Below are 25,000 nucleotides of genomic sequence, written 5' to 3'. Positions count from 1 at the left end.
CAGGAGCTTTCTTGATGCGCCAGGGCGGGAGCGACAGCCGGTGCGGCGCGACCAGCGAGCGAAGCGGAGAAGTCATCATGGAGAAGGCCGAGTTCTGGTCGGCGATTCATGCCGAACGGCTTCGTCTGGTCGATGCGCTGGCGTCGTTGAGCCCCGAGCGCTGGCGAGAACCGACGCTGTGCGGTGACTGGTCGGTGTCCCACGTCGTCGCGCATCTGACGGCGGCCGCCAACACGGGTACTGGCGCCTGGCTGCTCAGCATAGTCTTGGCCGGCTTGAACCCGGGCCTGCACAATGAGCGCCGGTTGAGAAGATACCTCGGGGCCACGCCGGCAGAAACGCTCGCGATGTTCAGGTCATCCGCCACGAAGACGGTGTCGCCAACCAAGGACTACGCAGCGATGCTGGGCGAGGTGATCGTCCACGGGCAGGACATAGCCCGACCCGTCGGTGTCGATCTCGTGCCCGATCCTTCGGGGGTGCACGAGGTGGCACGCTTCTTCGCTACTCGCGATTTCGCGGTGAACAGTAACAGCCTCGTGAAAGGCCTCACGCTGCAAGCCGATGATTCTTCCTTCAAAGCGGGGCAGGGGCCGCTCGTCGAGGGTAAGCAGCTCGACCTCGTCATGGCGATGGCGGGACGACCTGCATACCTTGCAAGTCTTCACGGCGACGGAGTGGCAACGCTCGAACAGCGTCTGGTGCGGGATCGCCATTAGGGATCGGTGAACCTCCGGGTCTTCTGATCGGGGTCGGTCCCATGGCCGAAGGACAGGATTCCGAAGTTCTTCACACCGGCAGCGTGCGCCGGCGTCGTCCAGAGCTTTTGGTGCCTACTGTGCCGCGCCGGTCTCGACCAGGAGCACGCCACCCATGATGAGTGCGATGCCGATGGCCATGATCCAGTTCAGCGGTTCGTTGAAGAGGAGCCGGCTGGCCACGGCTGTCAGCGCGACGCCGAGGGCTGCCCAGATCCCGTAGGCGACACCGAGGCCCATGCCCGCCTCGAGGGTCAGCGCCAGGCAGGTGAACGCGAGCAGGTATCCGGCGGCGACGGGAACGTACCAGCGCTTGCTGCCATGGGTGGCCATGCGCAGCGAGAGGGTGGCGCCGACTTCGCTGACGATGGCGGCGAGGAGCAGGAGCCATGCCATCAGCTGGCCTCCCGGGCCCGGGTGGCTGCCCGCTGGGAGCCGAGCTCGACGGTGAGGACGCCGGCGATGATCAGCGCGATCCCGGCCAGCATCGTGCCCGTGAGTGGTTCGTCGAAGACGACGGCGGAGGCGGCGGCGGTGAGCGCGACGCCCGTTGCACCCCAGATCCCGTAGGCGACGCCCAGCGGCATGCCCCGGCGCAGCACGGCGGCGAGGCAGATGAACGCCACCATGAAGCCGACGGCCGTCACCGCGTACCACCCCGGGTGCCCGAGTGCGGCCTTGAGCGACATCGAGCCGGTGACCTCGCTGAGGATGGCGCAGGCCAGCAGGATCCACTTGGTCATGGGTCCATTGTCCCAGTTGGCCGGGCAGTCCTGTGACGGCAACAGCATGTGCCGGAACACGAAAGGTGAGCCCCGTCGTCGTGCTCCCGGCCCATTTCACCGTGTCATTCCGCGCCGGAGAGTCGTAGGATCAACCCCAGTAACCAGGAGGGGTTCCCATGCGCAGCGTGACCTATTCGATGAGCGTTTCACTGGATGGCTACATCGTCGGGCCGGACGGAAAATTCGACTGGTCGGAACCGGATGAGCAGGTCTTCCGCTTCTACATCGACGAGCTGAAAGCGGTCGGCGCCCACCTCATGGGGCGGCGGCTCTACGAGACGATGCTGTACTGGGAAACCGCCGATGAGGACCCGTCGCTGGCCGATGCAGAGCGCGAGTGGACGGAGTTGTGGAAGCCGCTGCCAAAGGTGGTGTTTACCCGGACACTGTCCGAGGTCCAGGGCAACGCTCGGTTGGCCACCGGGAGCGTCGCGGAGGAGATCGCCTCGCTCAGGGACGAGCCGGGATCGGGAGACATCGCGATCGGAGGGGCGGCCTTCGCCGCCGAGGCGGCCGCCGCCGGGCTGATCGATGAGTACCAGGTGATGGTGTGCCCGGTGCTGGTCGGCGGCGGGAATCCCTACTTCGCGCATGAGGCGCAGCGGGTGGATCTGGAGCTGGTCGAGACGCGCCTGTTCCATTCCGGATCCATGTTCCTGCGCTACCGCGTCCGCCGGTAGGGCGGGAGCGACGTGGTCGAGGAAGGGCCGTTCTTCCACGGCACCATGGCGGATCTCAGGGTTGGCGATTCCCTCGCGGCGGGTCACCGGTCGAATTACCGACCCGAGGTCGTGATGAACCATATCTATTTCACCGCCGTTGTCGACGGCGCCGGACTCGCTGCCGAGATCGTGGCGGATCTCGCGGGGCGCGGCGCCGTGCCGCGCGTGTACGTGGTGGAGCCGACCGGCGCATTCGAGGACGACCCGAACGTGACGGAGAAGAAGTTTCCCGGAAACCCCACCCGGTCCTACCGCAGTAGCGCTCCGCTGCGCGTCGTCGGTGAGGTCACCGACTGGACGCGGCTGACGCCCGAGGCGCTCCAGATGTGGAGAGGGCGGCTGGCAGCGATTCGCTCGGACTCCCGGGCCGAGATCATCAACTGAAGTACGTAGCGCGCCGGCGATCGGTCTTGCTGGAAAGCAGGGGAAGCCGGTGGGCCTGCAGGTGCAGGGCCACCGGCCTCCCGGATCGGCTCGTTGCTCGCGGCGCGAAGCCGCCTCGTCCGCTGGCGTTAGGCCTGTGAGACGGCGGCGGCGAGGTTGCCGAGGGAAGACTCGAGCGCCTCCTGGTCGACCGCGGGGAAGCTGACCTTCTTCAGGGTCTCCTTATCCGTGACGGCGCTCCAGTCATAGGTGACCGACACGGTGGTGGCGTCCGGTCCTTGGGGTTCGAGTTCCCAGACCCATTCCCAGCCTGGAGGCTGCTCGCCCTGGGGAGCGGTCTTCCAGGCCAGCAACTTGTTTTCGTCGAAACCAACAACTTGGTTGTCCGTCTTGTAGTCGCCACCCATCTTGTCCCACGACATGTTCATCGTGAAGACCTGTCCCACCGCGGTGATGCGGTCCGTCTTGTGATCGGATTGCACCATCCCGGAGCCATCGATTTGTGCGTGGTGCTCGGGGTTGGAGAGCACCTGGAAGATGGTGTCAGCCGAAGCGTCGATGGTCCTCGAAGCGGTGATTTTCGTTTCGGTCATGGTCTTCGCCTTTCGTCGGACGATATTGCCTTCCAATCCGGTACGCATGGTTCCGGCCGGAAAATCCCACGCTAGACGCTCCGGCGGATGAGGTCCACGGAATCTGCACGTGGAACCACTTCCACTCAGAGAATGGGACGGAGGGGGATCAGGACCCATTCGCTGAACTTGGCAGCGATGTTCTGGCGCTTCCACTCGGCGAGCGTCAGCTTCCGGCTGTTGCTGCTGTCGACCTCAAAGATCTGCTCCATCTTGGCTGCGATGTCGGCATCGTGGATCTCGAGGTTCGTTTCGTAGTTCCCCGTCAGGCTCAACCGGTCGATGTTGGCGGTGCCGATGGTGGACCACTGGCCGTCGATGGTCGCGGTCTTGGCATGGATCATGGCGTTGCGGTAGAGGAGTATGGTGACTCCCTCCTTGAGCAGACTGGTGAAGAACCCGCGGGCCAGCCAGTCGGCGAGGACGTGGTTTGAATCCTCGGGGACGATCAACCGGACATCGACGCCGCGCCTGCTGGCCGCGAAGAGGGCGTCGAGGATCTGCTGGTCGGGGATGAAGTAAGCGGTGGTGATGTAGATGTGGTCGCTGGCCCGGTTGATGGCGTCGAGGTAGACGCCGCGGATCGGATACACCAGGTGGGAGGGCATGTTGTTGGCCGTGCTCAGGTGCGGGTCCCAGGTGCCCGGGCGCTGGTGCTCGATTTCCGGTCGGCCGTAGGCGGTGTTCCAGACGTCCAGGAACGCCTGGCGGAGTTCCCATGCCGCGGGGCCCTGGATGCGCAGGTGGGTGTCGCGCCACTCGGTCGCGTAGAGGTCCCCGATGTTGTAGCCGCCGGCGAACCCGGTGTGGCCATCGACGACCAGGATCTTGCGGTGGTCCAGGCCGGTACTGCGCAGCGGTGTGAACAACCGCGACGGGCGAATGACCGGGAACCGGTACACGTGGATCTTGCTGTCGAAGTCGTAGAACGACGCGGGGACGACAAGGTTGGCGAAGCCGTCGTAGATGACGAAGACGTCGACGCCGCGGCGGGCGGCCGCGTTCAGCGCGTCCCGGAAACGGCGCCCGGTTGCGTCGCCCTTCCAGATGAAGGTCTCCAGAAGGATCTGTTCCTCGGCGCCTTCGATGGCGGCGAGCATGTCGTCATAGAGGTCTTGGCCATACGTGTAGATCTTCGTATCCGAGTCCGCGACCCGGCCATCGAACGTGCCCGGGCGCGGGAAACCCACGCGTTTGCTCCGCTGATGGCGCTTGAATGCATCGAAGACCACCAGCCCGGCGACGACGGTGGCCTGCAGGGCCAGGAAGGCCAAGGCCAACCGGGCGGTCGTCTTTTTCAACACGGCGGCAACGGGCTTCGGGATCAATGAAGGCATGTATTGACCTTATCCGTCGGGCCCGCCGTCGTGCCACACCTCGTGGTTGGCTCCGTCGCGGAGCCCGAACGCACCATGGTTTTCCGTCCAGGCGCGCTCCAGGGCGAACTTGAAGGCATAGGACCCGGCGGGCAGGTCGGCCTCGAGCTTCCAGACGCCGTCGGCCGGGTCATAGGCCATCTGGGCCTGCTCGGCTTCCGGATCCCAGTCCCGGTCTGCCCCGAGGAGTACGTTGAAGTCGCCGACGAGCGCGACGGTCGAGGGCTGGCCGGGGGCGGGCGCCGGAACGGTCTGTTCCGGAACGACGGAGAGCTGCGGTGCAGCCTCCGCCGCCGCCGCCGCCGGGGGCGCCGCGGGGAGGGGCGTTCCGCCGTCGAGGGCAACGAGCACAGCTTGCGGATCCGCCAGCACCTGGGCCGCGTGCAGACCGTCCTCGGTGATGGTCCATCCGCCGCGTCCCTTGGTCATCCAGCCGGCCTTGACGAGCCGGGCGGTCGCGGTGGTGAGGTTCTTGAAGCCCCGCGGTACGCCGCCGCTGAGCAGTTCCCGTTCGTGTGCCGTCGTCGGAACTCGGAGCAGTGCCTCGGTGATGACCTGCTTCGCGTCGGGCCGGGACCCGTCCCGGTGTGCTTCGGCCAGGATGTCGAGTACTGACTTCAGACGCAGGTTGGTCTCGGGCGTAGCCATGGCAATTCCTTCGGGTGCAGATGCGGGATGCGGAATGTCCAGTATCGGTGGCAGCGGCCGCCCAACGGGGGAGCAGCGCATCAGCCGAAGTCCACCGGCGTGTTGCCCTCGTGAAACGACGGAGGACGACGACGGTGCTGGTGCACCGGCGTCGTCCTCTGCGGAGTGGGTGAAGCGGGGGACTGCCTAGGCGATGGCGAAGCCGCCGGTCCATTCGATCTTCTCGGCGGCTGCCAGGGTCAGCTGCAGGAAGCCCATGGCCTCCAGTTCGCGGGCCCGGGACAGGGCACCGGCGTCGAGGGCCTTCACGCCGCCGGCGGCGACGATCCCGGCCAACTCGGCCTTGGCGGTGGCGTCGTCTCCGGCGATGAGCACGGTGGTGGTGTTCGGACCGACCGAGTGGGAGGACAGGGTGGCGGCGAAGGTGGTGTTGAACGCCTTCAGCACCTTGGACTGTGGCAGGGCTGCGGCGAGCTCGGCGGCGGCGGAGGAATCGGCCGGGACGACCAGCGAGTCGAAGGTCGCGAAGTCCAGCGGGTTGGTGATGTCGACGACGACCTTGCCGGCGAGCTGTTCACCGCGGGCCTCGACGATGGCCTGCAGTGCCGGGTAGGGCACGGCCAGGATGACGATGTCGCCGGTGACTGCCTTGTCGGTGTCCTGGGTGTTCAGGAGCTCGACGTTGTTTCCACCCGCGCTGACGATGGACGAGATGGCCTGGCCCATGTTCCCGGTTCCGATGATGCTGACATTCGCCATGGTGTACTCCTTCGTGAAATTTGGTTGATCCTTCAAGTAATACTGTACGCCTTAATCATTTAATGGTCAAGCATTAGATTCAAGTTCCGTGGGGGAGGGTGGACCGTTTTCCAAAATGTCGGGGGTGGCGCCTACGGTAGTTTATGCATCAACCAATCGATGCCGGCCGGTCTGCCTGGGGGCATTCCGGTCGATCACTCGACCACGCAGCGTCCGCTGCTGAATTCCATGGGGGAATCATGTCTGTACAAAATCCCACTACACCTGCGCCCGGAGCGCCCGCACCGGCTCCGAAGACCACCGCCGGAAAGGGCCTGGGCATCGCCGCGTTGATCGTGGCCATCGTCGCCCTGTTGCTCTGCTGGGTTCCGATCATCAACAACTTCGCCGCCTTCCTCGGGTTCGTTTCGCTCGTGCTGGGCATCATCTCGCTGGTCATCGCCGCCAAGCGCCGCGGAAGCAAGGGCCTCGGCATTGCCGCGACGGTCATTTCCGTGGTGGCGATCGTCATGGTCTTCGTGACCCAGGCCGCCTATGTGGCTGCCATCGACAGCGTTAGCACTGCCGTGGAGGACTCGATGGACGGCGAGGTCGCCGCCCCGGCCAAGGTCGTCGAACAGGCCGCCGACACGGCGAAGGTCCTGGCCCTCGGCAAGGCGGCCACCGTCGGCTCCTACACGGTGGCCGTGACGTCCGTTGACCTGAACGGCGCCAAGGCCGTCGAAGCCGCCAACGAATTCAACGACAAGGCCAAGGGGCAGTATGTTCTGGCCGACCTGTCGGTGACCTACAAGGGTGATAAGGAAGGGACCGCTTGGATCGATCTGAATCCCGAGCTGGTCGGCTCGGACTCTCGCGTCTACAGCACCTCGACGTGCATGGCCGTGACCGGGAATCCGGCCGCTGAGACTCCCGGCCTGACCCGGGGAGGCAGTGCGTCGTACCAGGTGTGCTTCGATGTCCCGAAGGCCGCGCTCAAGGACGCCAAGCTGCGCGTCAGCGAGACCATGTCCTTCAACGACGACGCGGTCCTCTGGGCCACGAAGTAACCAAGCAGCGTCCGGGCCGAAAACGACCTGGTCACTGACCAAAGCAGTTCGACGGCGGAACGCTGGGGCCCGCCGTCGAACTGCTTTTTCGTGGTGGCGGGTCCGGGCCGCGGGTTCCGCGGCGGGAAAGTATGGCGCTGCTCCCTCGGTTTTCGACAGCCTGGGACTTTTCGTATCCGTTTTCCCAAAATATGCGTATTCTGGGAAACCAGCGAACGAAATTCCCAGAGAGGTCATGATGAACAGCCCGGACGATGGCCAAGGTCAAACCGCCGGCGACCGGGGGAAGAGGCAGGCCCGGAGAACTGCCAACGGCGACGCCGGTGTAGCCGTATGGCCAGCCATCGGCCATGAGGAAGTCATCTGGACTGCTGCGCCGGATGCCAGCCAATCCCGCCGCCAGCGGCTTTTGGCCCGTGGGCCCTATCAGGCGGCCGTCGTTCCGCGGATCTCTGCCAGCGAACCAGCCGTCCGCGGCCACGTTTCCGCCCTGGCCGAAGAGGCCATCATCGACATGGTCCGGTTCGACCGCGACCTGGGAGCTGATGCCGCCCCGTTTGCCGCCCTGCTGCTGCGCAGCGAGTCGGCCGCAAGCTCGGAAATAGAAAATTTGTCTGCCGGCGCGAAGAAGATCGCGCTGGCCCAGCTGGGTGACCATTCCAGCAACAACGCTTCCCTGATCGCCTCGAATGTTGCCGCCATGCGTGCGGCCATCGACCTGTCGGAAAACGTGAGTACGGATAACGTACTGCTGATGCACCACGCCCTGCTCTCCGGTTCACAGCCGGACATTGCTGGCGCCTTCCGGCAGGCGCCGGTCTGGATTGGCGGCAATTCACCGCACACGGCGCGCTTCGTGCCACCGCGTCATGAAGGCGTGCCTGAAGCCATGGAGGACTTGGTTGCCTTCATGCGCCGAGACGACGTTCCGGTGCTCGCGCAAGTGGCCATCGCGCACGCACAATTCGAGACCATCCACCCCTTCCCTGACGGCAATGGCCGCACGGGACGTGCAATCGTCAGCGCCCTGCTGCGCGGCAAGGGCGTCACCGAGAAGGTCACCATCCCCGTATCCTCCGGGCTGCTGGCGAATACGGACACCTACTTCGATGCCCTGCGTGCCTACCAGCGAGGCGACGTGGAACCCATCGTGGAACGCTTCGCCGAATCCTCTTTCTCGGCTACGGAGAACGGGCGCCGACTCGCCGATGACATCCGCACAGCACGCGCAGAGATCCAATCCTCACTGCCCGGCCACCCGAGTGAGAGCCTGCGATCAACTATCGACTTGATTGTCAGCGAGCCGGCCATCACCGCCGACATGCTGATGGAACTCACCGGCCAGTCCTCCAGTGCCGCATATCGCAGCATCAGCACGCTGGAAGCGGTTGGCGCTTTGAAACCGAGCAGCCACATCAAGGGGCGCAAGGTATGGGTGGCACCCGCAGTGATCAGGGCCTTGGATGAGTTCGCCCTGCGGGCCGGCCGCAGAAGGCGTCCTTGAATCGCCGCACGACGGCGGAACCCGGGGTTCCGCCGTCGAACTGCTTTTCGTTGTACGTGCTCAGCGTTTGCCGAAGCTGCGGCGGGCAACCACCAGACCGGCCAGCGAGATCAGTCCGATCACGATGTAGTAGTAGCTCGGTGCCAACAGGGAGCCGGTGGAGCTCACCAGCCAGGCCAGGATCAGCGGTGCGAAGCCGCCGAACAACGTGACGCCCACGTTGTAGGAGATGCACATGCCGGTGGTCCTGATGTTCGTGGGGAACATGTCGGCCAGCAGGGCCGGCAGTGGTCCGAAGTAGGCGGCCATCAGGATTCCGAGCACCACCTGGACTGTGGTCAGCATGGCGACGCTGGGGGAGGCGACCAGGATCAGGAAGAGCGGGAACGCGACGATGACCGCGACGATCGCTGCGCTCAGCATGACGCGCACGGTGCCGACCCGGTCGGCCAATTTGCCGGCGAGTGGGGCACCGATGAGGGTGACGATCCCCGAGATGATGCCACCCAGATAGCCCGCGTAGGACGGCAGTTCGAGGTTCCGCACGGCGTAGGTGGGCATGAACAGGATCAGGTAGACCGAGACGCTGGCCAGCCCCACGATCGCCGCGGACGTCAGCCAGCGTGGCGCCGCATGGATCAGCGTCTCGGCCAGCGGGGATTTGGCGAGGTTGCCGCGTTCTGCGGCGAATTCGGGCGTTTCCTCCATCTTCAACCGGATGTACAGGCCGACCGGGCCGATGAGCAGGCCGAAGAAGAACGGTATGCGCCAGCCCCAGCTGTACAGGGCGTCGTGGTCCAGGAAGGTGAACAGGGCGAACCCGAACGCCGACGCCAGGAACATCGCCACACCCTGCGTGGCGACCTGCCAGCTGCCGTAGAAGGCCTTGCGGTCCGGGGCGTTCTCGATCAGGAATGCGGTGGCCGTGCCGAATTCGCCGCCGGCGGAGAAGCCCTGGATGAGCCGGGACAACAGGATGACCAGTGCCGCCGCCGGGCCGATCATCTCGGTGGTCGGCGCGCAGGCCATGATCAGGGTGCCGAGCATCATCAGCATGATCGTCAGGGTCAGCGCGCCCTTGCGACCGTGGCGGTCGGCGAAGGAGCCGAGCACCATGGCGCCCACGGGGCGGATCAGGTAGGAGACCGCGAACGTGCCGAAGGTCAGCAGGATCCCGGTGGCCTGTCCGCCGGCCTGGCCTGCGGGTTCGAAGAACAGGGCGGAGATGACGACGGCGAATGAGGAGTAGACGATGATGTCGAACCACTCCAGGGCGTTGCCGATGGAGGAGGCGACGACGGCGCGGCGGGCGCGGGAGCGGTCCTCCACGGTGATGGTGCCCCCGGGGACGGAGCCCCGGTTCTGGTCGCTGGCCCGCTCATGGGCGTTCCTGTCCAAGGCGGCCGATGAGGGCGTCCAGGAACGCCTCGCAGGCCTCGAGCTGCTCGATCTCTACATACTCGTTCGCCGCGTGGGCGACAGCGATTTCCCCTGGCCCGCAGACGACGCTGTCGATGCCGGCGCGGTGGAACTGCCCGGCCTCGGTGCCGTAGGTGACCTTTTCGTCGGAGGGGTGCCCTCCGCATTCCTGGGCGAGGGCGACGACGGGCGCATCGGCGTCGGTCTCCAGCCCGGGCCCCTGGGCCTTGATGGTCAGCTCGATGCCCGCGGTGGGCTGTTCGGCCTGCATGTCAGGTTCCAGCACCTCGAGGAGGTAGGCGCGGATCTGTTCGATGAGCGGGGTCGTGTCCACGGTCCCCAGGGCGCGGAACTCGAATTCGATCTCGCACGAGTCCGGGACCGTGTTGCCGGCGATGCCCCCACTGATGATGTTGACGCCACCGGTGGTGAAGGGCACGGAATAGGCCTTGTCGAACGGGCCGTCCTGGCGCCACTGCGCGGTCAGCTTCCGGTAGAACTCGATGAAGCGGCCGGCGTAGTGGATCGCGTTCACGCCCTGTGGTGTCAGCGACGAGTGGGCGGCCATGCCGCGAAAGCGCACGGTGAAGAGATTGATCGACTTGTGCCCGAGCACCACCCGCATGCCGGACGGTTCCCCGACAATGCAGGACTCCGGTTTGATCCCGTGCTCGGCGAACTGGCTGATCATCCGGCCAGCCCCCACCAGACCCACTTCCTCGTCGTAGGAGAACGCCAGGTGCAGCGGTTCGGCCAACCGGGCGGAGGCCATGGCGTCCAGCCGGGACATGATGACCGCCAGGAAGCCCTTCATGTCAGCCGTGCCCCTGCCGTAGAGCCGGCCGTCGCGTTCCTGGACGGTGAAGGGGTCGCTATCCCAGTCCTGCCCGTCCACGGGAACGACGTCGGTGTGCCCGGAGAGGATGACTCCTCCTTCGGTCCGGCCGTCATGCGCGGGGAACGTGGCAAACAGGTTGGCCTTCTGGGTGCCGTCCTCTTCCTCGTGCGGGAACAACACCGGTTTGATGCCCAGGCGGCGCAGTTCGCCAGCCACGCAGTCGATCAGTTCGAGGTTGGATCGGCGCGAGGTCGTGTCGAAGGCGACGAGGCGTGTGAGCCAGTCAACAGGTGAATTCATGTTCCGCACTCTACGCCCGGGCCCCTGACCGCCGCACGACGGCGGAACCGGGTTCCGCCGTCGTGCCTTGGGATCCTGCGGGATCAGTACTTGTAGGACTGTCCGCCGTCGATCGGGATGACCGCTGCGTTGATGAAGCCGGCGTCGCCGGAGAGCAGGAAGGCGACGAGCTGGCCGACCTCCTCGGGCTTGCCGAAGCGCTTCATCGGGTTGGGTTCGACGAAGGCCTTGCCGACCTCTTCCCAGTTCTCCGGGTCGATCTGCTTCAGGGATCCCTCGACCATCGGCGTCATGATGGCGCCCGGGGCGATGGCGTTGACCTGGATGCCGTGCTGGCCGTATTCGATCGCGGAGTTGCGGGTGAGGCCGACGACGCCGTGCTTGGCCGCCGCGTAGCCGGACTGGTTGCCGACGCCGCGGATGCCGCCGACGGAGGCGGTATTCACGACCGCGCCCGAACCCTGTTCGCGCATGACCTTCAGGACGTGCTTGAGTCCGAAAAACACGCCGGTCAGGTTGATGGAGACGACCTTGGCGAACTCGTCGGAGCCGAAGTCCTCGGTGGGGTTCTGCTTGCCTTCGATGCCGGCGTTGTTGAAGAACCCGTCGATTGTGCCGAAGCGCTTGACTGCCTCGGCGACGTAGTTCTCCACCTCCGGTTCGTTGGCGACGTTGGCCGTGACGAGCAGGACTTCGGCATCGGGGGCGACCTCGCGGATCTCCTGTTCGGCCGCCTTCAGTCCCGCCTCGTTGAGGTCCACCAGCGTCAGCTTGCCCGCTTCCCTGGCGACCTGAAGCGCGGCCGAACGGCCCAACCCCGAACCTGCCCCGGTGATGACGACTGACTTTCCTGCAAACCTCTGCATGGTGAAACCCTTTCCCTGTGTCCCGGCAAATCCGCCGTTATATATGCAAACGCATATTTACGCAGCGTATTCCCGGAACCGGGAACGGGGTCCGCCCGATGGCGGAGTCCTGTCTGGCGGTCAGCGTCTCGGCGACCGGAAAAGCTGCCCCAACCAGCCGGCACGTCCCAGATGGCCGCGCCACTCCCACGGGTCGGCGGCGGCATCGACCAGACGTCCGTCCTAGCCGCGCAGGACCCTCCCGACGCCGGGGCCGGGCATCTGGGCGCCGGCCAGGTTCGGCATGCCGGGACTGCCTGCCGCTCCGTGCAGGGACGGGTGTTCGCGCGGGGATGTGCCGCCCGCCCGAAGGTTTTCGTGGTTGATCGTGCGCTTCATGGCCATCACCTGGCAGCTGGAGGGATACACCATTTTACGGCCGTTGGGTACGTCGGGAGGCGCTGCGGCGGAAGCATTTCCCGGGGTGGCCGGCCCGGGGCGGATACGGTCGTCGGCTTCTCTGGTGCCGTGCTGGCAGCGCGGATAGGTTGGAAGCCCCGTCGTCCCGCACCCACCCCAGGAGACCCAATGCCGATCTTCACGACAATCCTTGCGCCCGGCGGAGGGAACAACGTCGGGATCGTCGTCCCCGAGGAGGTCGTGCTGTCGTTCGGCCGGGGCAAGCGGGTTCCCGTCCGCGTCACGATCGACGGGGGCTACAGCTACCGCAACACCATCGCCTCGATGGGCGGGCGGTTCTTGATCTCCTTCAACGCCGAGACCCGGAAGGCAACCGGCCGGGGAGCGGGCGATGAGGTCACCGTGCAACTCGACCTCGACGACGAGCCGCGCACCGTCGAGGTCCCCGTGGAGCTCGCCCGGGCGCTCGCCGACGACCCAACAGCCGCGGCCGCCTGGGCCAAGTTGTCCTATAGCAGGCAGCGCGCCCACGCCGAGCCGATTGCCGCGGCCACGGCCGAGGCGACGCGACTGCGGCGGGTGGAGAAGGCGATGGCCGCGTTGCGGGGCGACCAGGCGTAGCCCTCTGACCCGGCCGCGTTCAGAGCCCCTCCATCAGCGCATCCCGCAGTTCGTCGCCGAGCACCGCGGGTGTCTCCACGACGACGCCGAGCGCCTGGATGGCGCGGCTGAAGTAGTTCCTGGCCGCCGCAGCCAGGGCGATGTCGACGATCTCCCGATCGCTGAAGCCGGCCTCGCGCAGGGCCAGTGCATCGCCGTCGTCCATCGCGGACGACTCGGTGCTCATGCGGTAGGCGAAGTCCATCATGGCGACCTCGCCTTCGGTGAGACCGGCATGGTGGTAGTCCCGGGCGACGGCGAGAGTTTCCTCCTCCCCGAGGACCGGCAGCGACTTGGCGCCGTGGGCGAGGCGGCAGTGTTTCGAGCGGATGCCGGCGGCTGCGGCGAGGGTGACCAGTTCCCAGCGGCGGGCGCCGAGGGGCTTCGCGATCGCCCGGACGAGTGCCTCCCAGGCGTCGTGGGCCTCGGGGTTCACGGCCATCACCCGCGTGTAGTCAGGGACGGAGCCCTGGCTCGTGCGCGTGCGTTCGTAGATCGCCTCGGTGGCCGGCGAATCGGTGGGTGATTCGATGATGCTCATGGTGTCCCGCTCCCTCTTGTGCGGCCAGTATGGGCCGCATCGGCGCGAGGGTAAAGACCGGGAGGAGCGTCAGCTGCTGTGTGCGAGGATGCGCGGCTTCACGAACAGTGCCGGCACATCCAGATGGGGGAATTGATGGTCCTTCAGGCGGTGGAGCAGCGCTTCGCCGTCGTCCTCCCAACGGAACCCAGGGCGGTCGAGAACCACCCGGTACAGGTCGTCAACCGTGTCGGGGTGGGCGGCCGCCAACTCCTCGAGCAGGTACGGCGGGATGGCCGGGTCGTGGAGGTAGCCATCGATGACCCGCGCGGCGGGCTCGTCGGCTGAGCGTGGGGGCTCGCGGTGGGCCTGCTCCGCCAGCGTGTAGTCAACGGCGAAGGTGACCGACTGCAGGGGATGATGGTGCAGAGCCACGTCCTGCGCGCTGGACACCTCGCCGGGAAACGAGTCATCCGGATTGCCTTCTTCGGCCAGCTGCCGCGCCTTGTCTGGTCCGTAGGCCGCCGGGTTCTCCGCCTGGAGGCAGTCGGCGGTGAACTGGCGGTAGGCCTCCAGTGCATCGGACCCTGTCCCGCGGACCATGGACGAGCCGAAGCGCTGGATGAACTGGTCGTGGTGCCTGCGGCTCTGTTCATGCCCGACTTCGAGCAGGTCCGGATTGCGGTACGGCAGCCAGGGCCGGGCCATCAGGGCCAGGAGGACCTCGGCCCGCAATTCGTCGCGGCTCATGGCTGGCAGGATGTCGACGAGACCGCCGAGCAACCAGGAATCATCCACGGGCAGGAGGCGTGCGGTCATGATGTCGCCCTTGCCGACGTGCTCGACCACCGCCGGGTCCGCATCGCTGTAGGCGGTGTACTCGAGGTCGTCCAGCAGATTGGACAGCTCCAGGCGGTTGCCCTCGCGTTTCCTGACCCGGAACAGGCCCGGGACATTCCCGTACATCCACCGCCCGTAGACGTGCCGTGCTTGATCCGACAGCTGCTTGTTGGTGCGCAGATAGCGTTGCAGCAGGGGCTCCCGGCCCGAGCTGTCGTTGTCGAACAGGATGGCCTCCACCGCGCCGCTCCACGCGTCGTCGGGTTCCAGTTGGTGGAGTTCGCCCATGGCGCTCTCCAGCCGGCGCGCGAAGCCGGGCGACGTGGCATACTCCCAGAGCTGTCCTTCCAATTCCACTGCAAGGCCCAGATGTTCTTCAAAGTCCATGGCAGCCATCATGCCTGATTTCTCTGCGGGCGGGTTGATTCGGGGGCCTCTGTGGGAAACACTGGTTCGCGTGCAGGCCCTTGAAACAACGTTCGTGATCGAGCGCGCAGCCGACCAGTTGAATGCCGTCCTCGGGCTGGTGCAGGCCGGGCGTCTCACCTGCAGCGCCGCGACGCGGAAACCGTCGGCCACGACGATGCGACTGCTGCGCGCCGAGCTCCCCGGCGGCGACTTCTACGCCGAGGAATCGATCAGCACCTTTGCCTGGCCACTGCTCCTGCAGGCCGGTGGGCTGGCGGCCGGGCCGCGCCTGCAGCTGACACGCGCCGGAACGGCGGCCCTGAAGAAAAACCCGTACGACGTCCTGCTGGGGCTGTGGTCACGGTGGGTGCGCCGCGGCATCATCGACGAGTTCAGCCGGATCGAGGGCATCAAGGGCCAGCGGCGCACCAATGTCCTCTCCGCGCTGGCGGCCCGGCGACTCGAGGCCGCGCAGAGCCTCTCGGTCCTGGAGGAGGGCGCCTGGACCGACATCGACGACGTCTTCGACCGCATGCAGGCCGACGGCTGGAGCCCGACGATCGAGCGCAACGGCATGGCCCTGTGGAAGCTGTACATCGAGGACCCCGAGTACGGCTCGCTGGGCTACGAGGGCCATGCCACCTTCAGCATCCTGGAGGGCCGCTACACCATGGCCCTGTTGTTCGAGTACGCGGCGACCCTGGGCCTGGTCGACGTGCGCTTCACCGCCCCCGAAGATGCCCGGGACGACTTTGACCAGGTGTGGGACGGCGGAGGGTTGCGCCGCCTCAGCCGCTACGACGGACTCATGGCGGTCCGCCTTACGCCCCTGGGAACGGCGGCTGTCCACCTGCCCTGACCGTGCGATGCGGGAAAGAGGAGGACGACGGCGGAGCTTGCGCGCCGCCGTCGTCCTCCCAGGCTCCCCGGCCCCTACCGTCCGAGGAAGTCCAGCAGGGCGGTATTGAACTGCTCGGCGTGGGAGACATTCACCCCGTGGGGAGCCCCCGGGACGACGACGAGCTCGCTGCCGGCGATGGCCGCGTGGGTCCGCTTCCCGGAGCCCTCGAACGGGACGATGCCGTCGGTGTCGCCGTGGAGGATCAGGGCCGGGACGCTGACGTGCTTGAGGTCCTCGCGAAAATCGGTGGTCCCGAACGAGGTCATGCATTCAAGGGCTGCTATCTGGTCCGCCTGCCGGCAGAGGGCAATGGCCTCCTGGCGCTGTTCCTCGGTGACGCACAGCTTCTCGCCGGCGGAGAAGAACTGGGTGGTGAACTCGTCGAAGAACGCGTCCCGGTCGTCGGTGAGCCCGGCAGCCATGTCGGCGGCGGCCTCATCTGTCAGCGGACCCTCGGGATTGTCTGAGGTGTGCAGCAGGTACGGCGGGACAGCCGAGGCGAAGACGACCCCGCCCAGCCGGTCCTGGCCGTGGCGCGCGACGTAGCGGGCCACTTCGCCGCCACCCATGGAGAAGCCGACCAGCACCGCGTCACGCAGGTCCAGCGCGTCGATGAGCGCGGCCAGGTCGTCGGCCAGGGCGTCGTAGCCATAGGGACCCGCCGGTACGGACTCACCGAACCCGCGCCGATCGTAGGTGATCACCCGGTGGCCGGCGGAGGTCAGCGGGCCGACCTGGTCCTTCCACGCCTGGCCGTTGAGCGGCCACCCGTGGATCAGGACCACCGGGCGCCCGGTACCCCCGGTGTCCTCGTAGTGCAGCGCGTTGTCGTTGGCTCCGGTGATCTGCGGCATGGGGTCAGGCCTTCCTCGTAGCTGTCTGGTGGGTGCTGGTTCGGAGCGGCGCGTCCTGCGGTTTGGACCGCGCGGCCGATCCGGCGCACGACGGGTCTTCGTGGTTCCACGGTAGGCGGGGAGTCGCCGGGGCGTATAGGATTCCCGTCGGCCGCCCAGGGCGGGTTCTTCGGATCGTTCAGGGAGCCGTTGACGGTCCTGGCCGTGGGGTCGTCCGCCGACTTGGGTGGTTCGCGGTGCGCAGCCTCAGCCAGGGTGTAGCCGATGGCCAACCTGGAGGACTGCAGCACATGGTGGTGCAGGACGGCGTCGGGTGCGTCCACGATCGGTCCGGCATTCACTTGAGCCAATATCGAGTCAGGTCTATACTGATGACATGACATGGGACGTGCGGCTCTGGGAAGACGTGGAGTCGTGGGTTCTGGATCTGGATGACGAGACCTACAACCTGGTCGGCGCCGCGATCACCCGATTGGAGTCCGAAGGACCCACACTCGGGAGGCCAACGGCCGATCGAATCAAGGGCTCTCGGCACCACAACATGAAGGAGTTGCGACCCGGATCGGCGGGACGTAGCGAGATCAGGATCCTGTTCGCTTTCGATCCAAAGCGTCGGGCCATCCTACTCATCGCCGGTGACAAGGCGGGTAGGTGGAAGCAGTGGTACGACGTGCACATACCGATGGCCGACGACAGGTTCGATGAGTGGCTAAGACTCGAGGAGGATTGAAATGAGTACCAAGACTAAGACCGCGCCGTGGAGCGATGTGCGCGCCAAGCGCCCCGTAGACGAGCAGGCTGTCGCCGAGCATGTCGCACGGATGGAGGCTGAGGAGCGCGCCTACCGGCTCCGTGAGATCCGCGAAGAACAGGGCGTGACCCAGAAGGAACTCGCCGAGCGTATGGACCTCACCCAGCCCACTATCTCAGCACTCGAATCTGGCGACCTCGACCGCTCCGGACTGGCCACCCTCAAGTCCTACGTCGAAGCCCTCGGCGGCAGTATCGAAATCATTGCAACGTTCGGGAGCCGGAAGCTTGTCATTTCCACCCAGGAATAGCCAGCTCTGGAGGAATTACTGACGTTTCCAGCACCCGTTCCGTCAAGCGACGGGCTCGGTGTGCTTCAGCCATGTCGTGCGATTTCAAGAAGAAAGTTTGTGATCGTTTAGCCTGCATTTCCTGTTCCACGAGATCAGGCGGATGAACCCAGGGGAAGATCCCCTCCAGCGCTCTCTGGGAAATATCGCAAATTCACACCACGATGGGGAGGACGACGGCGGTGCCTGCGCACCGCCGTCGTCCTCCTTGGTCCTGTGTGGTTGCCGAAGGCCCTACTTCTTGCCGACCTTGGAGAACAGCGCCCGCGTCGCCGCGGTGACGCCGGTGGTCAACGTCGGCTGGGGGACCGGGGCGAAGAACGGCGAGTGGTTCGCCGGCGGCGGACCGGCGGCCAGGGTCTCCTCGGTGTTGCCACCGAAGAACCAGAAGACACTGGGCACGTCGATGGCCGCGGCCAGGGCGCCGAAGTCCTCGCTGCCCATGACCGGGGTGCCGTCGATGACCTGGTCGGCGCCGAGCTCGTCGCGGAACTCGGCGGCCAGCTCGCCGGCGGCGGCCGGGTCGTTGTACAGCGCCGGGAACGCCGAGATGTCCTCGATGAGCGGCTCCGGGGCGCCCGAGGCCGAGGCCTCGCCGGCGATGATGCGCCGGATCGACGTCAGCACCGTCTCGCGGACCGCGGGATCGAAGGTGCGCACATTGAGCGTGAAGACCGCCCGGTCGGGGATGACGTTTTCCTTCAGGCCGGCGTGGAAGGACCCGACGGTCACCACGGCGGCGGACTGCGGGGCCACCTGGCGCGAGACGATCGTCTGCAACCGCACCACCATGGAGGCGGCGAGGACGATCGGGTCGATGGAGTGCTCGGGCATCGACCCGTGCGAACCCTGGCCCATCACCGTGACCTTGAACGAGTCAGCGGTGGTCATCGCGGCGCCGGGCATCAGCGTCACCGTGCCGGTCAGCCCGCCCATGACGTGCTGGCCGAACATGATCTCCGGCTTCGGTGCCTTGTCCCACAACCCGTCGGCGACCATGGCCTTCGCGCCGGCCGCGGTCTCCTCGCCGGGCTGGAGCACGAACACGATCGTGCCCGCCCACGCATCCGTCGCCGCCGCATACAGCTCGGCGGTCTTCAGCGCGGTGGCCATGTGCGTGTCATGCCCGCAGGCGTGCATGACCGGGACCTCCGTGCCGTCCTCGAGCGCCCCGGTCGCCGTGCTGGCGTAGTCCAGCCCGGTGTCCTCCAGCACGGGCAACCCGTCGGTATCGGCCCGCAGCCCGACGACGGGGCCGTCGCCGTTGCGCAGGATGCCCACGACGCCGGTGCCTCCGCAGCGGAACACCTCGAGTCCCAGCGCCTCGAGCCGCTGCGCCAGGTAGTCGGCGGTGCGGTGCTCCTGCATGGACAGCTCGGGGTTGGCGTGCAGGTACATGTAGGTTTCGACGAGCTCGTTTTCCGAGGCCTCGGTCATCCGCAGCGACTGCGGGACGGCGGTGCTCATGGGTGGTCCTTCCAGAAGGGGTATGGCTGGTGGGGTGTTGAAGTGCCTAGTAGACCGGGCCCGAGACGGATTCCGGGGTGTCGTCGTCCGCGTCGCGCCGGTTCACGGCATTGTCCGCATCGTCGTCGTCGGGGGTGCCCAGGGCCTTGCGATCGCGCAGGAACCAGGCGAGCACCGCCGTCGCAATCACTGCCAGTGCCGTGGAGAAGAGGGCCATGGCGGGGGTCAGCGGGACAAGGATGTAGACAACGACCAGGGCGACGACGATCGCGATCACCGTCGAGCGAGGGGCCTTCTGGCTGACGATGGCCTGGACGAGGACGGCGCCCATGACCGTGGGCAGGATGTAGACCTGGACGGTCTGGACGATGTCGGCCGGGATGATGCTGACCAGCCAGGTCCCCAGCAGGCCGACGAAGACGAACAGGGAGGCCAGGTGGACGGTCGCGGCACCGCAGATCGCGGCGACCGCGGAGAGTTCGCCCTTGCGGGTGCCCGGCTTGGCGCCGATGGTCGACTGGGCGATCATCGCCGAGGGCAGCAGCTTGTTGGAGATGTTGCCGATCATGAACGCCTGGTACATCGAGGAGGCGCCGAGGATCGGGTAGTACGTCAGCGGCTCCACGATCCAGATCACGCCGAACACCGCGGCCAGGGCCGCGAAGGCGGTGAGGATGCCGGAGATCGGGATGTCGAGGCCGGAGAAGAAGACGAGGTAGGCCGGTGCGGAGAGGGAGAAGATGAGGCCGGCGATCATGGTGATGCGGCCCCACCGCGAGGTGGTCTTGTCGAACGCGGTCAGCGCCTGGTGTGCTTCGGTTGCAATGGGCATGGTGTGCTCCTGGAAGTCTGTTGGGCGCTTAGAGGCGGGTGGCGGCGTAGGTGATGGCCAGGCCGAGGATGATCGCAATGCCCAGCGCCCATTCCTTGATCCATGGCTTCCCGACGCGTTTGGCGATGACCATGAGCAGGGTCATGATGACCGCGGAGGACAGGAAAGCCACCACGTGGATCCATGATTTGGGCAGTTCGCCGATGCCCAGTACGGCGAAGGCACCGATCATGGCGGCTCCCGGGACGACGAGCATGATGGCAGGGTTGACCTTGCGCAGAGCCGAATCGCCCTTCTTGAGCAAGGGGGTCATGATCAGTGTGGCGATCATCCACATCGCGCCGCCCAGGCTCATGGCGGCCAGGGCGAGGCCGAAGACGGCCTGGGTGTAGGTCGGGCCGCCGAGTTCGGCGCCGGCCGAGTTGGCGGCGATGGCCGCCGCGGCGGTTTCGTAGGAGACCGAACCAATCAGGCCGATGCGCACCAGCACTGCGGGAGTGCCGAACACCGTGAGCAGGGCGACGGCGACCATCACGACGGCGAGGGAGGGGCCCAGCGCCGAAATGGCCCCGGCGCGGAAGCTGGTCTTGATTTCGGCCTGGGACATGCCGATTGCGGGGGCCGCGATCTTGGCGGCCTTCATGTAGATGACGCTCTGGACGACGATGACCAGGAAGACGCCGATCGCGCAGGCCCAGAGGACCGGCGAATTGGCAATTGCGAGGATGTCCGTGGAGTTGTTGTCCGCGGCAGCGGGCAGTGCGGTGGGCAGGTTCATGGGTCAGCCGTTCATCGAAGGGTGCAATGCGGCACGGTGGGGGTACTTGGTGTCCCCGTGTGCTCGGTGCCCGCTCTGTCCTGAACCTGAAAGTTGGACCGGCACCCTGGGGCGTCGGCGTGCCTCGTCGGTGAGCCGCCCGGCGGGCGGCTGCTCTCCAGAGTTTCCTGACCCGGCTGTACCTGGTACCTGAGAGATTGCGGGTGCTTGCCCCTTCGGTGCCCGAATGTGTGGTCGGGACTCTCCAGCCGTGTGTGATCGGAAGCTATTCAATTGGCGCCAGCCAAGGGGCCCGCATCATGCAAGAATGCACCAGGTGATCCAGATCACCAAAGGTTCAACGAAATATGCTGTCACATTTCTGAACGATTGTTCGGTCAGTGAACTTTTGCTGTGGCGGTCAGCAGCAGCCCGGCGTGCCGGCCGGCTCCTGGTCCGCCGCCAGGGCCGCCACCGGTTGCTTGCAGGCATCCCCCTTCCAGGCTTCGATCCCTTCCCGGAGTGCAAACACTGCAATGACCAGACCGGCGACGGGATCCGCCCAGGCCCAACCGAAGAGGCTGTTGAGCAGCAGCCCCACCAGCACCGCTGCGGACAGGTAGGAGCAGATCAGCGTTTGCTTGGAGTCGGCGATTGCCGATGCCGAGCCGAGTTCCTGGCCGGTCCGGCGTTCGACCAGGCTGAGGATGGGCATGATGGCGAGGCTCATGGCGGCCAGGGCGATGCCCACGGTACTGTGTTCGGCTTCCTTGAGTCCGGTCAAGGTGAGTACTGCGCTGAGGCAGACGTATGCTGCCAGTCCGAAAAAGGAGATGGCGATCAGGCGCAGTGCCTTCTTCTCGCGGCGTTCCGGATCGGGGGCCGAGAATTGCCAGGCGACGGCTGCTGCCGAGAGCACCTCGACGATGGAATCCAGGCCGAAGCCGATCAGGGCGACCGAGGAGGCCGCGGCGCCGGCGGACAGGGCGACGACCGCTTCGATGACGTTGTAGGTGATGGTGAGTGCGACGATGATCCGGATCCGGCGCTTCAGGAGCGACCGGCGCTGTTCCCGGGCCGTCGCGGCGGTCAGCATGTGCATTCCGGTCCGGCGCAGCAATCGGGCTCCACGTGGAGGACGACCCGCAGCAGCTCGTCCATCGCGGCACCGAGGTGCGGGTCGCTGAGCCGGTACCAGGAGCGCCGCCCTTCCGGGACCGCTTCGACGAGTCCGCAGCCGCGCAGGCAGGCCAGCTGGTTGGACATGACCTGGCGGGAGACCCCCAGGGCGTCTGCCAGGTCCGAGGGGAAGGCCGGGGCCTCGCGCAGTGCCAGCAGGACGCCGACGCGTGTGGGGTCCGAGACGGCGTGCCCGAAGCGGGCCAAGGCTGCGGTGTGCGAGGCGGTTGCCATGGAGGTCGTGGTCATGCCCGAACGATACACGAAAGCATGAATTCACGAAATAGTGAATCAAGCCCGGTGCGGTTCAGCGGGTGGCAACTGCGTCAGGACTGCAGTTGTTGGGAGCCAATCACCGCGAGGAGTTCCAGCTTCTCCGCGCTCGCGGTCCCGGGCCCGGCGGTGAAGACGAGAAGCGCCTGGTGCTGGTCGACGTCGAACAGGGTCTGGCAATACAGTTCCAGGGCACCCACCTCAGGATGCTGGAAGCACTTGAGCTGGGTATGCTTCTGGCTCACCTGGTGGTGGGCCCACTCCGCGGCGAAGTCCTCGCTGCGGGCGAGCAGCCGGTCCACCAGCTCGGCTGCCCGTGAGCACTGGCCCTCGCGGGCGTAGGCGGCGCGCAACGTGGCCACGAATTCGCCCTGGCGCTGGGCATGGTCGGCGACCGGGTAGATCTCGCGGGACGACGGATCAGTGAACCAGCGCCATACCACCGACCGCGAGAAGCCATCGTCCCCCGGGGCTTCATCGCCGAAGAGCGCCATGGCCGGAGGGCTCTGGAACAGGGTTTCACCGACCGCGTTGATGACCATGGCCGGGGTGTCCTGGAGACGGTCCATGATCCGCATCAATCCGGCATCGACGTGGTCCGGGCCTCCTGCATGCCGCGGGGCCGGGTGTCCGCCGAGCAGGAACAGGTGGTCGCGTTCATCGAGGGAGAGCCGCAACCCGCGGGCCATCGCGGCCAACATCGGCACCGAAGGCTGTGGCCCCCGCTCCTGTTCCAGCCGGGAGTAGTAGTCGTTCGACATCCCGCAGAGCGCCGCGACCTCCTCGCGGCGCAACCCCTCGGTGCGCCGCCGCGGGCCGCGGGGCAGCCCGACGTCCTCCGGTTGCAGTGCGTGGCGGCGCGTACGCAGGAAATCGGCAAGCTGCGGTCGGTCCATGCTCACCAGTCTGCCCTTATTGGCCCCCGGTTCACAGGATCATCCCGCCGGAGGCCTCGATCCGCTGGCCGGTGACCCAGCCCATGGCATCCGAGGCGATGGAGGCGACGGCGGGCCCTATGTCATCCGGCTGCCCGACCCGTCCCATGGCGATGAGCGTGGAGAGCTGGTCGCGGGCGGGTGCGTTGTCGCGGACCCTGCCTCCGCCGAAGTCGGTGGCGACGACGCCCGGGGCGATCGTATTGGCCGTGATCCGTCGCGGGCCCAGGGCCTTGGCCAGGTAGCGGGTGTAGACCTCGACGGCGCCCTTGGCGGCGGCGTAGACGGAGGAGCCGTCGTCGCCGGTGAAGCGGGCCAGGCCGGAACTGGTGTTCACGATGCGTCCGCCGTCCGCGAGCAGCGGCAGTAGTGCCTCGGTGAGCATGACGGTGCCGACGACGTGGACGTCGAGCAGCGTGCGGACGTCCTCGAGCCGGGTGTCGCCGATCTTGGTCTGTGCGGAGTGGCCGGCGTTGTTGACGAGGATGTCGAACGTCTCGCGGTCAAGCGAATCCGACAGCGTGCCGCGTACGGCATCGACGAAGGTCCCGAAGGTCTCGGGCCGGCTGGTGTCGAGCTGCAGGGCAACCGCCTGGCGGCCGGTGTCCCTGATCTGCTCGACGACGGCCTCGGCCTCTTCCGGGTGCGAGCGGTAGGTCAGGATCACGTCGACGCCGCTGGCGGCGAGGTGCAGGACCGACGAGCGGCCGAGTCCGCGGTTGCCGCCGGTCACGAGAGCGGTCTTGGGGGTGGTGGTTTCGAGCTGTTGTGTGGTCATGGATCCAGCTTCCGCCGGCCGGAAAACCTGGACAAGGCAGCACCTATCCGGGGATCGTCGGTCCCCCTCTCAGCGCCTGGGATTCGCCGTTCGGGTGGGAATGGACCGATCTCATGAGAAGCGGATCAGGAACTTTCGACCTCGAACGCACCGGGCTGGGAGGTCACGGCATGAATCAGGCTTTTCGAGGAGTCGTCGGGTGAACGCCGAACCCCGTCAACGATCACACCGGCGTCTGCGACGGGTCGCAACTTTGGGATGCCAAAAGCGTACCGAAAATGGTTCGCTTTTGACATTCAAGAAAGGGCAGGCGATGGGCTACCGACACGACCTGTGGGAGATCGCCGCAGGGCAGCACGGCGTTGTCACTGTTTCCGAGGCCGAGGAAGCGGGGGTTCCCGCCGTGGAGGTGCGTAAGCTCGCGCACCGCGGCGCACTGAGGGCCTACGGCCAAGGTGTGTACGTGCACTGCGATGTCCCCGCGACCGAGTTGACCCAACCGGCAGCAGCAGCAGCGCTAGCCGGCGAGGGGGCCTTTCTGCAGCGCGAGGCCGTGCTCGACCTGCTCGGCCTGGGGCAGTTCAACCCGCGCCGTATCCGGGTGGCGACCCACCGCCGAGTGCGTAGGGCTCTTCCCGAGTGGGTCGACCTTGAGGACCGCACGGATGTCCCCGACGAAGACCTGACGCAGTACGAGGGCATCCCGGCGACCACCGTCCGGCGTGCCCTGGAGGATGTCCGCGACAGGATACCGGCGGAGCACTGGAAGGCGCTGGTCTACCAGGCGTTCAAGCGCGAACTGATCGACGAACGAGACGTCGATGGACTGGGTAGCCGAAAGCAACACGTCGCATGAGCCCCGTGGTCCCACCGCTGAAAACCGCGCAGCTGAACGCCCGGATGGAGGAATCGTCCCGCGACCTCGGGGTGCCCGCTGCCCGTGTGCGGCGGATGCTCTGCACGCTTATCGTGACCCAGATGCTGCCAGACGCGGTCGCCGTCAAGGGCGGCATGGGCGTCAAGCTCCGCATGGGGGAACGAGACACGCGGGCCACGA

The 25,000-nt window shown here is 66.5% G+C and carries 30 protein-coding genes and 1 riboswitch; of the genes, 10 read left to right on the top strand and 20 right to left on the bottom strand.

The genetic code is table 11. The annotated features are described in order from the left end of the window. Positions 1-77 precede the first annotated feature (77 nt). A complete protein-coding gene (locus AC1MEQ_RS08245) occupies positions 78-719 on the top strand; it encodes a maleylpyruvate isomerase family mycothiol-dependent enzyme (RefSeq protein WP_479795622.1) in 642 nt (213 codons plus the stop codon). Positions 720-833: 114 nt separating this feature from the next. Here AC1MEQ_RS08245 and AC1MEQ_RS08240 read toward each other — a convergent pair whose 3' ends face one another. Next, positions 834-1,154 carry a DMT family transporter gene (locus AC1MEQ_RS08240; RefSeq protein ID WP_479795621.1) on the bottom strand — a complete coding sequence of 107 codons (321 nt, stop codon included), beginning with the start codon at positions 1,152-1,154 and terminating at the stop codon, positions 834-836. Further along, entirely contained in the window at positions 1,154-1,501 is a 348-nt protein-coding gene (locus AC1MEQ_RS08235; protein WP_479795619.1) for a DMT family transporter, read from the bottom strand. Before AC1MEQ_RS08235 ends, AC1MEQ_RS08240 begins: the two co-directional genes overlap by 1 nt. Before the next feature lie 158 nt (positions 1,502-1,659). Between AC1MEQ_RS08235 and AC1MEQ_RS08230 the strand changes: the two genes are divergently transcribed. Next, entirely contained in the window at positions 1,660-2,223 is a 564-nt protein-coding gene (locus AC1MEQ_RS08230) for a dihydrofolate reductase family protein (protein ID WP_479795617.1), read from the top strand. A gap of 45 nt (positions 2,224-2,268) precedes the next feature. Next, the gene (locus AC1MEQ_RS08225; protein ID WP_479796091.1) at positions 2,269-2,649 is read left to right on the top strand and encodes an NAD(+)--rifampin ADP-ribosyltransferase; all 381 of its coding nucleotides are present in this window, start codon (positions 2,269-2,271) and stop codon (positions 2,647-2,649) included. Between the two features lie 128 nt (positions 2,650-2,777). Here AC1MEQ_RS08225 and AC1MEQ_RS08220 read toward each other — a convergent pair whose 3' ends face one another. From AC1MEQ_RS08220 to AC1MEQ_RS08205, 4 genes are all read right to left on the bottom strand, one after another. Further along, a complete protein-coding gene (locus tag AC1MEQ_RS08220) occupies positions 2,778-3,242 on the bottom strand; it encodes an SRPBCC family protein (RefSeq protein ID WP_479795615.1) in 465 nt (154 codons plus the stop codon). A gap of 125 nt (positions 3,243-3,367) precedes the next feature. After that, positions 3,368-4,618, bottom strand: coding sequence for a phospholipase D-like domain-containing protein (locus tag AC1MEQ_RS08215; RefSeq protein WP_479795613.1), 1,251 nt, complete (start codon positions 4,616-4,618; stop codon positions 3,368-3,370). 9 nt (positions 4,619-4,627) lie between these two features. Beyond that, positions 4,628-5,305 (bottom strand): pullulanase X25 domain-containing protein, encoded by a 678-nt coding sequence (locus AC1MEQ_RS08210; protein WP_479795611.1) that lies wholly within the window; start codon positions 5,303-5,305, stop codon positions 4,628-4,630. A 186-nt stretch (positions 5,306-5,491) separates the two neighbouring features. Beyond that, the gene (locus AC1MEQ_RS08205; protein ID WP_479795609.1) at positions 5,492-6,064 is read right to left on the bottom strand and encodes an NADPH-dependent F420 reductase; all 573 of its coding nucleotides are present in this window, start codon (positions 6,062-6,064) and stop codon (positions 5,492-5,494) included. 239 nt (positions 6,065-6,303) lie between these two features. Here AC1MEQ_RS08205 and AC1MEQ_RS08200 point away from each other — a divergent pair, with 239 nt between their 5' ends. Next, entirely contained in the window at positions 6,304-7,113 is an 810-nt protein-coding gene (locus tag AC1MEQ_RS08200) for a DUF4352 domain-containing protein (RefSeq protein ID WP_479795607.1), read from the top strand. A 235-nt stretch (positions 7,114-7,348) separates the two neighbouring features. Further along, the gene (locus AC1MEQ_RS08195; RefSeq protein WP_479795605.1) at positions 7,349-8,617 is read left to right on the top strand and encodes a Fic family protein; all 1,269 of its coding nucleotides are present in this window, start codon (positions 7,349-7,351) and stop codon (positions 8,615-8,617) included. A 60-nt stretch (positions 8,618-8,677) separates the two neighbouring features. Here AC1MEQ_RS08195 and AC1MEQ_RS08190 read toward each other — a convergent pair whose 3' ends face one another. The 4 genes from AC1MEQ_RS08190 to AC1MEQ_RS08175 all read right to left on the bottom strand — a co-directional run bounded on the left by AC1MEQ_RS08190 (position 8,678) and on the right by AC1MEQ_RS08175 (position 12,418). Continuing rightward, entirely contained in the window at positions 8,678-10,015 is a 1,338-nt protein-coding gene (locus tag AC1MEQ_RS08190) for an MFS transporter (RefSeq protein WP_479795603.1), read from the bottom strand. After that, positions 9,996-11,174 carry an acetylornithine deacetylase gene (gene argE, locus AC1MEQ_RS08185; protein ID WP_479795601.1) on the bottom strand — a complete coding sequence of 393 codons (1,179 nt, stop codon included), beginning with the start codon at positions 11,172-11,174 and terminating at the stop codon, positions 9,996-9,998. Before argE ends, AC1MEQ_RS08190 begins: the two co-directional genes overlap by 20 nt. A gap of 83 nt (positions 11,175-11,257) precedes the next feature. Then, on the bottom strand, positions 11,258-12,040 hold the full coding sequence (locus tag AC1MEQ_RS08180) for an SDR family oxidoreductase (protein WP_479795600.1): 783 nt from the start codon (positions 12,038-12,040) through the stop codon (positions 11,258-11,260). 222 nt (positions 12,041-12,262) lie between these two features. Continuing rightward, on the bottom strand, positions 12,263-12,418 hold the full coding sequence (locus AC1MEQ_RS08175) for a hypothetical protein (RefSeq protein WP_479795598.1): 156 nt from the start codon (positions 12,416-12,418) through the stop codon (positions 12,263-12,265). A gap of 189 nt (positions 12,419-12,607) precedes the next feature. On the opposite strand from AC1MEQ_RS08175, the gene AC1MEQ_RS08170 reads away from it, so the two are divergent. Next, on the top strand, positions 12,608-13,060 hold the full coding sequence (locus AC1MEQ_RS08170; protein WP_479795596.1) for a DUF1905 domain-containing protein: 453 nt from the start codon (positions 12,608-12,610) through the stop codon (positions 13,058-13,060). Positions 13,061-13,079: 19 nt separating this feature from the next. On the opposite strand, the gene AC1MEQ_RS08165 is transcribed toward AC1MEQ_RS08170, so the two are convergent. Then, positions 13,080-13,640 (bottom strand): carboxymuconolactone decarboxylase family protein, encoded by a 561-nt coding sequence (locus tag AC1MEQ_RS08165; protein ID WP_479795594.1) that lies wholly within the window; start codon positions 13,638-13,640, stop codon positions 13,080-13,082. Between the two features lie 69 nt (positions 13,641-13,709). Then, a complete protein-coding gene (locus AC1MEQ_RS08160) occupies positions 13,710-14,846 on the bottom strand; it encodes a hypothetical protein (protein WP_479795592.1) in 1,137 nt (378 codons plus the stop codon). A 70-nt stretch (positions 14,847-14,916) separates the two neighbouring features. Here AC1MEQ_RS08160 and AC1MEQ_RS08155 point away from each other — a divergent pair, with 70 nt between their 5' ends. After that, positions 14,917-15,726 (top strand): hypothetical protein, encoded by an 810-nt coding sequence (locus AC1MEQ_RS08155; RefSeq protein WP_479795590.1) that lies wholly within the window; start codon positions 14,917-14,919, stop codon positions 15,724-15,726. A gap of 74 nt (positions 15,727-15,800) precedes the next feature. Here AC1MEQ_RS08155 and AC1MEQ_RS08150 read toward each other — a convergent pair whose 3' ends face one another. Further along, on the bottom strand, positions 15,801-16,622 hold the full coding sequence (locus tag AC1MEQ_RS08150) for an alpha/beta fold hydrolase (RefSeq protein WP_479795588.1): 822 nt from the start codon (positions 16,620-16,622) through the stop codon (positions 15,801-15,803). Between the two features lie 376 nt (positions 16,623-16,998). On the opposite strand from AC1MEQ_RS08150, the gene AC1MEQ_RS08145 reads away from it, so the two are divergent. Continuing rightward, entirely contained in the window at positions 16,999-17,352 is a 354-nt protein-coding gene (locus tag AC1MEQ_RS08145; RefSeq protein WP_479795586.1) for a type II toxin-antitoxin system RelE/ParE family toxin, read from the top strand. Between the two features lies 1 nt (position 17,353). Next, positions 17,354-17,683 carry a helix-turn-helix domain-containing protein gene (locus AC1MEQ_RS08140; protein WP_479795584.1) on the top strand — a complete coding sequence of 110 codons (330 nt, stop codon included), beginning with the start codon at positions 17,354-17,356 and terminating at the stop codon, positions 17,681-17,683. 273 nt (positions 17,684-17,956) lie between these two features. Here the strand turns inward: AC1MEQ_RS08140 and AC1MEQ_RS08135 are convergent, their stop codons facing one another. From AC1MEQ_RS08135 to AC1MEQ_RS08105, 7 genes are all read right to left on the bottom strand, one after another. Further along, a complete protein-coding gene (locus AC1MEQ_RS08135) occupies positions 17,957-19,189 on the bottom strand; it encodes an amidohydrolase (protein WP_479795583.1) in 1,233 nt (410 codons plus the stop codon). 46 nt (positions 19,190-19,235) lie between these two features. Next, complete coding sequence (locus tag AC1MEQ_RS08130) at positions 19,236-20,021, bottom strand: hypothetical protein (RefSeq protein WP_479795581.1); 786 nt, start codon at positions 20,019-20,021, stop codon at positions 19,236-19,238. Positions 20,022-20,049: 28 nt separating this feature from the next. Next, positions 20,050-20,799 (bottom strand): DUF5058 family protein, encoded by a 750-nt coding sequence (locus AC1MEQ_RS08125; RefSeq protein ID WP_479795579.1) that lies wholly within the window; start codon positions 20,797-20,799, stop codon positions 20,050-20,052. A gap of 166 nt (positions 20,800-20,965) precedes the next feature. Further along, a riboswitch (glycine riboswitch) is annotated at positions 20,966-21,057 on the bottom strand. A gap of 142 nt (positions 21,058-21,199) precedes the next feature. Beyond that, positions 21,200-21,874, bottom strand: a complete 675-nt coding sequence (locus AC1MEQ_RS08120; protein ID WP_479795577.1) for a cation efflux transmembrane domain-containing protein — start codon at positions 21,872-21,874, stop codon at positions 21,200-21,202. Further along, entirely contained in the window at positions 21,868-22,206 is a 339-nt protein-coding gene (locus AC1MEQ_RS08115; RefSeq protein WP_479795575.1) for an ArsR/SmtB family transcription factor, read from the bottom strand. Before AC1MEQ_RS08115 ends, AC1MEQ_RS08120 begins: the two co-directional genes overlap by 7 nt. 77 nt (positions 22,207-22,283) lie before the next feature. Beyond that, on the bottom strand, positions 22,284-23,126 hold the full coding sequence (locus AC1MEQ_RS08110; RefSeq protein ID WP_479795573.1) for a helix-turn-helix transcriptional regulator: 843 nt from the start codon (positions 23,124-23,126) through the stop codon (positions 22,284-22,286). Between the two features lie 31 nt (positions 23,127-23,157). Further along, complete coding sequence (locus tag AC1MEQ_RS08105; protein WP_479795572.1) at positions 23,158-23,943, bottom strand: SDR family NAD(P)-dependent oxidoreductase; 786 nt, start codon at positions 23,941-23,943, stop codon at positions 23,158-23,160. A gap of 289 nt (positions 23,944-24,232) precedes the next feature. Between AC1MEQ_RS08105 and AC1MEQ_RS08100 the strand changes: the two genes are divergently transcribed. Continuing rightward, a complete protein-coding gene (locus AC1MEQ_RS08100; protein ID WP_479795570.1) occupies positions 24,233-24,799 on the top strand; it encodes a type IV toxin-antitoxin system AbiEi family antitoxin domain-containing protein in 567 nt (188 codons plus the stop codon). Positions 24,800-25,000: the final 201 nt, after the last annotated feature.

This window comes from Arthrobacter sp. ASL1, from assembly GCF_056680475.1.
This window is presented reverse-complemented; position numbering and strand designations above follow the sequence as displayed.

Bases quoted from the DNA above. Each gene is read 5' to 3' on its own strand.
- AC1MEQ_RS08245 (WP_479795622.1), top strand. From the start codon at position 78: ATGGAGAAGGCCGAGTTCTGGTCGGCGATTCATGCCGAACGGCTTCGT.
- AC1MEQ_RS08240 (WP_479795621.1), bottom strand. From the start codon at position 1,154: ATGGCATGGCTCCTGCTCCTCGCCGCCATCGTCAGCGAAGTCGGCGCC.
- AC1MEQ_RS08235 (WP_479795619.1), bottom strand. From the start codon at position 1,501: ATGACCAAGTGGATCCTGCTGGCCTGCGCCATCCTCAGCGAGGTCACC.
- AC1MEQ_RS08230 (WP_479795617.1), top strand. From the start codon at position 1,660: ATGCGCAGCGTGACCTATTCGATGAGCGTTTCACTGGATGGCTACATC.
- AC1MEQ_RS08225 (WP_479796091.1), top strand. From the start codon at position 2,269: ATGGCGGATCTCAGGGTTGGCGATTCCCTCGCGGCGGGTCACCGGTCG.
- AC1MEQ_RS08220 (WP_479795615.1), bottom strand. From the start codon at position 3,242: ATGACCGAAACGAAAATCACCGCTTCGAGGACCATCGACGCTTCGGCT.
- AC1MEQ_RS08215 (WP_479795613.1), bottom strand. From the start codon at position 4,618: ATGCCTTCATTGATCCCGAAGCCCGTTGCCGCCGTGTTGAAAAAGACG.
- AC1MEQ_RS08210 (WP_479795611.1), bottom strand. From the start codon at position 5,305: ATGGCTACGCCCGAGACCAACCTGCGTCTGAAGTCAGTACTCGACATC.
- AC1MEQ_RS08205 (WP_479795609.1), bottom strand. From the start codon at position 6,064: ATGGCGAATGTCAGCATCATCGGAACCGGGAACATGGGCCAGGCCATC.
- AC1MEQ_RS08200 (WP_479795607.1), top strand. From the start codon at position 6,304: ATGTCTGTACAAAATCCCACTACACCTGCGCCCGGAGCGCCCGCACCG.
- AC1MEQ_RS08195 (WP_479795605.1), top strand. From the start codon at position 7,349: ATGATGAACAGCCCGGACGATGGCCAAGGTCAAACCGCCGGCGACCGG.
- argE (WP_479795601.1), bottom strand. From the start codon at position 11,174: ATGAATTCACCTGTTGACTGGCTCACACGCCTCGTCGCCTTCGACACG.
- AC1MEQ_RS08180 (WP_479795600.1), bottom strand. From the start codon at position 12,040: ATGCAGAGGTTTGCAGGAAAGTCAGTCGTCATCACCGGGGCAGGTTCG.
- AC1MEQ_RS08175 (WP_479795598.1), bottom strand. From the start codon at position 12,418: ATGAAGCGCACGATCAACCACGAAAACCTTCGGGCGGGCGGCACATCC.
- AC1MEQ_RS08170 (WP_479795596.1), top strand. From the start codon at position 12,608: ATGCCGATCTTCACGACAATCCTTGCGCCCGGCGGAGGGAACAACGTC.
- AC1MEQ_RS08165 (WP_479795594.1), bottom strand. From the start codon at position 13,640: ATGAGCATCATCGAATCACCCACCGATTCGCCGGCCACCGAGGCGATC.
- AC1MEQ_RS08160 (WP_479795592.1), bottom strand. From the start codon at position 14,846: ATGGACTTTGAAGAACATCTGGGCCTTGCAGTGGAATTGGAAGGACAG.
- AC1MEQ_RS08150 (WP_479795588.1), bottom strand. From the start codon at position 16,622: ATGCCGCAGATCACCGGAGCCAACGACAACGCGCTGCACTACGAGGAC.
- AC1MEQ_RS08145 (WP_479795586.1), top strand. From the start codon at position 16,999: ATGACATGGGACGTGCGGCTCTGGGAAGACGTGGAGTCGTGGGTTCTG.
- AC1MEQ_RS08140 (WP_479795584.1), top strand. From the start codon at position 17,354: ATGAGTACCAAGACTAAGACCGCGCCGTGGAGCGATGTGCGCGCCAAG.
- AC1MEQ_RS08135 (WP_479795583.1), bottom strand. From the start codon at position 19,189: ATGAGCACCGCCGTCCCGCAGTCGCTGCGGATGACCGAGGCCTCGGAA.
- AC1MEQ_RS08130 (WP_479795581.1), bottom strand. From the start codon at position 20,021: ATGCCCATTGCAACCGAAGCACACCAGGCGCTGACCGCGTTCGACAAG.
- AC1MEQ_RS08125 (WP_479795579.1), bottom strand. From the start codon at position 20,799: ATGAACCTGCCCACCGCACTGCCCGCTGCCGCGGACAACAACTCCACG.
- AC1MEQ_RS08120 (WP_479795577.1), bottom strand. From the start codon at position 21,874: ATGCTGACCGCCGCGACGGCCCGGGAACAGCGCCGGTCGCTCCTGAAG.
- AC1MEQ_RS08115 (WP_479795575.1), bottom strand. From the start codon at position 22,206: ATGACCACGACCTCCATGGCAACCGCCTCGCACACCGCAGCCTTGGCC.
- AC1MEQ_RS08110 (WP_479795573.1), bottom strand. From the start codon at position 23,126: ATGGACCGACCGCAGCTTGCCGATTTCCTGCGTACGCGCCGCCACGCA.
- AC1MEQ_RS08105 (WP_479795572.1), bottom strand. From the start codon at position 23,943: ATGACCACACAACAGCTCGAAACCACCACCCCCAAGACCGCTCTCGTG.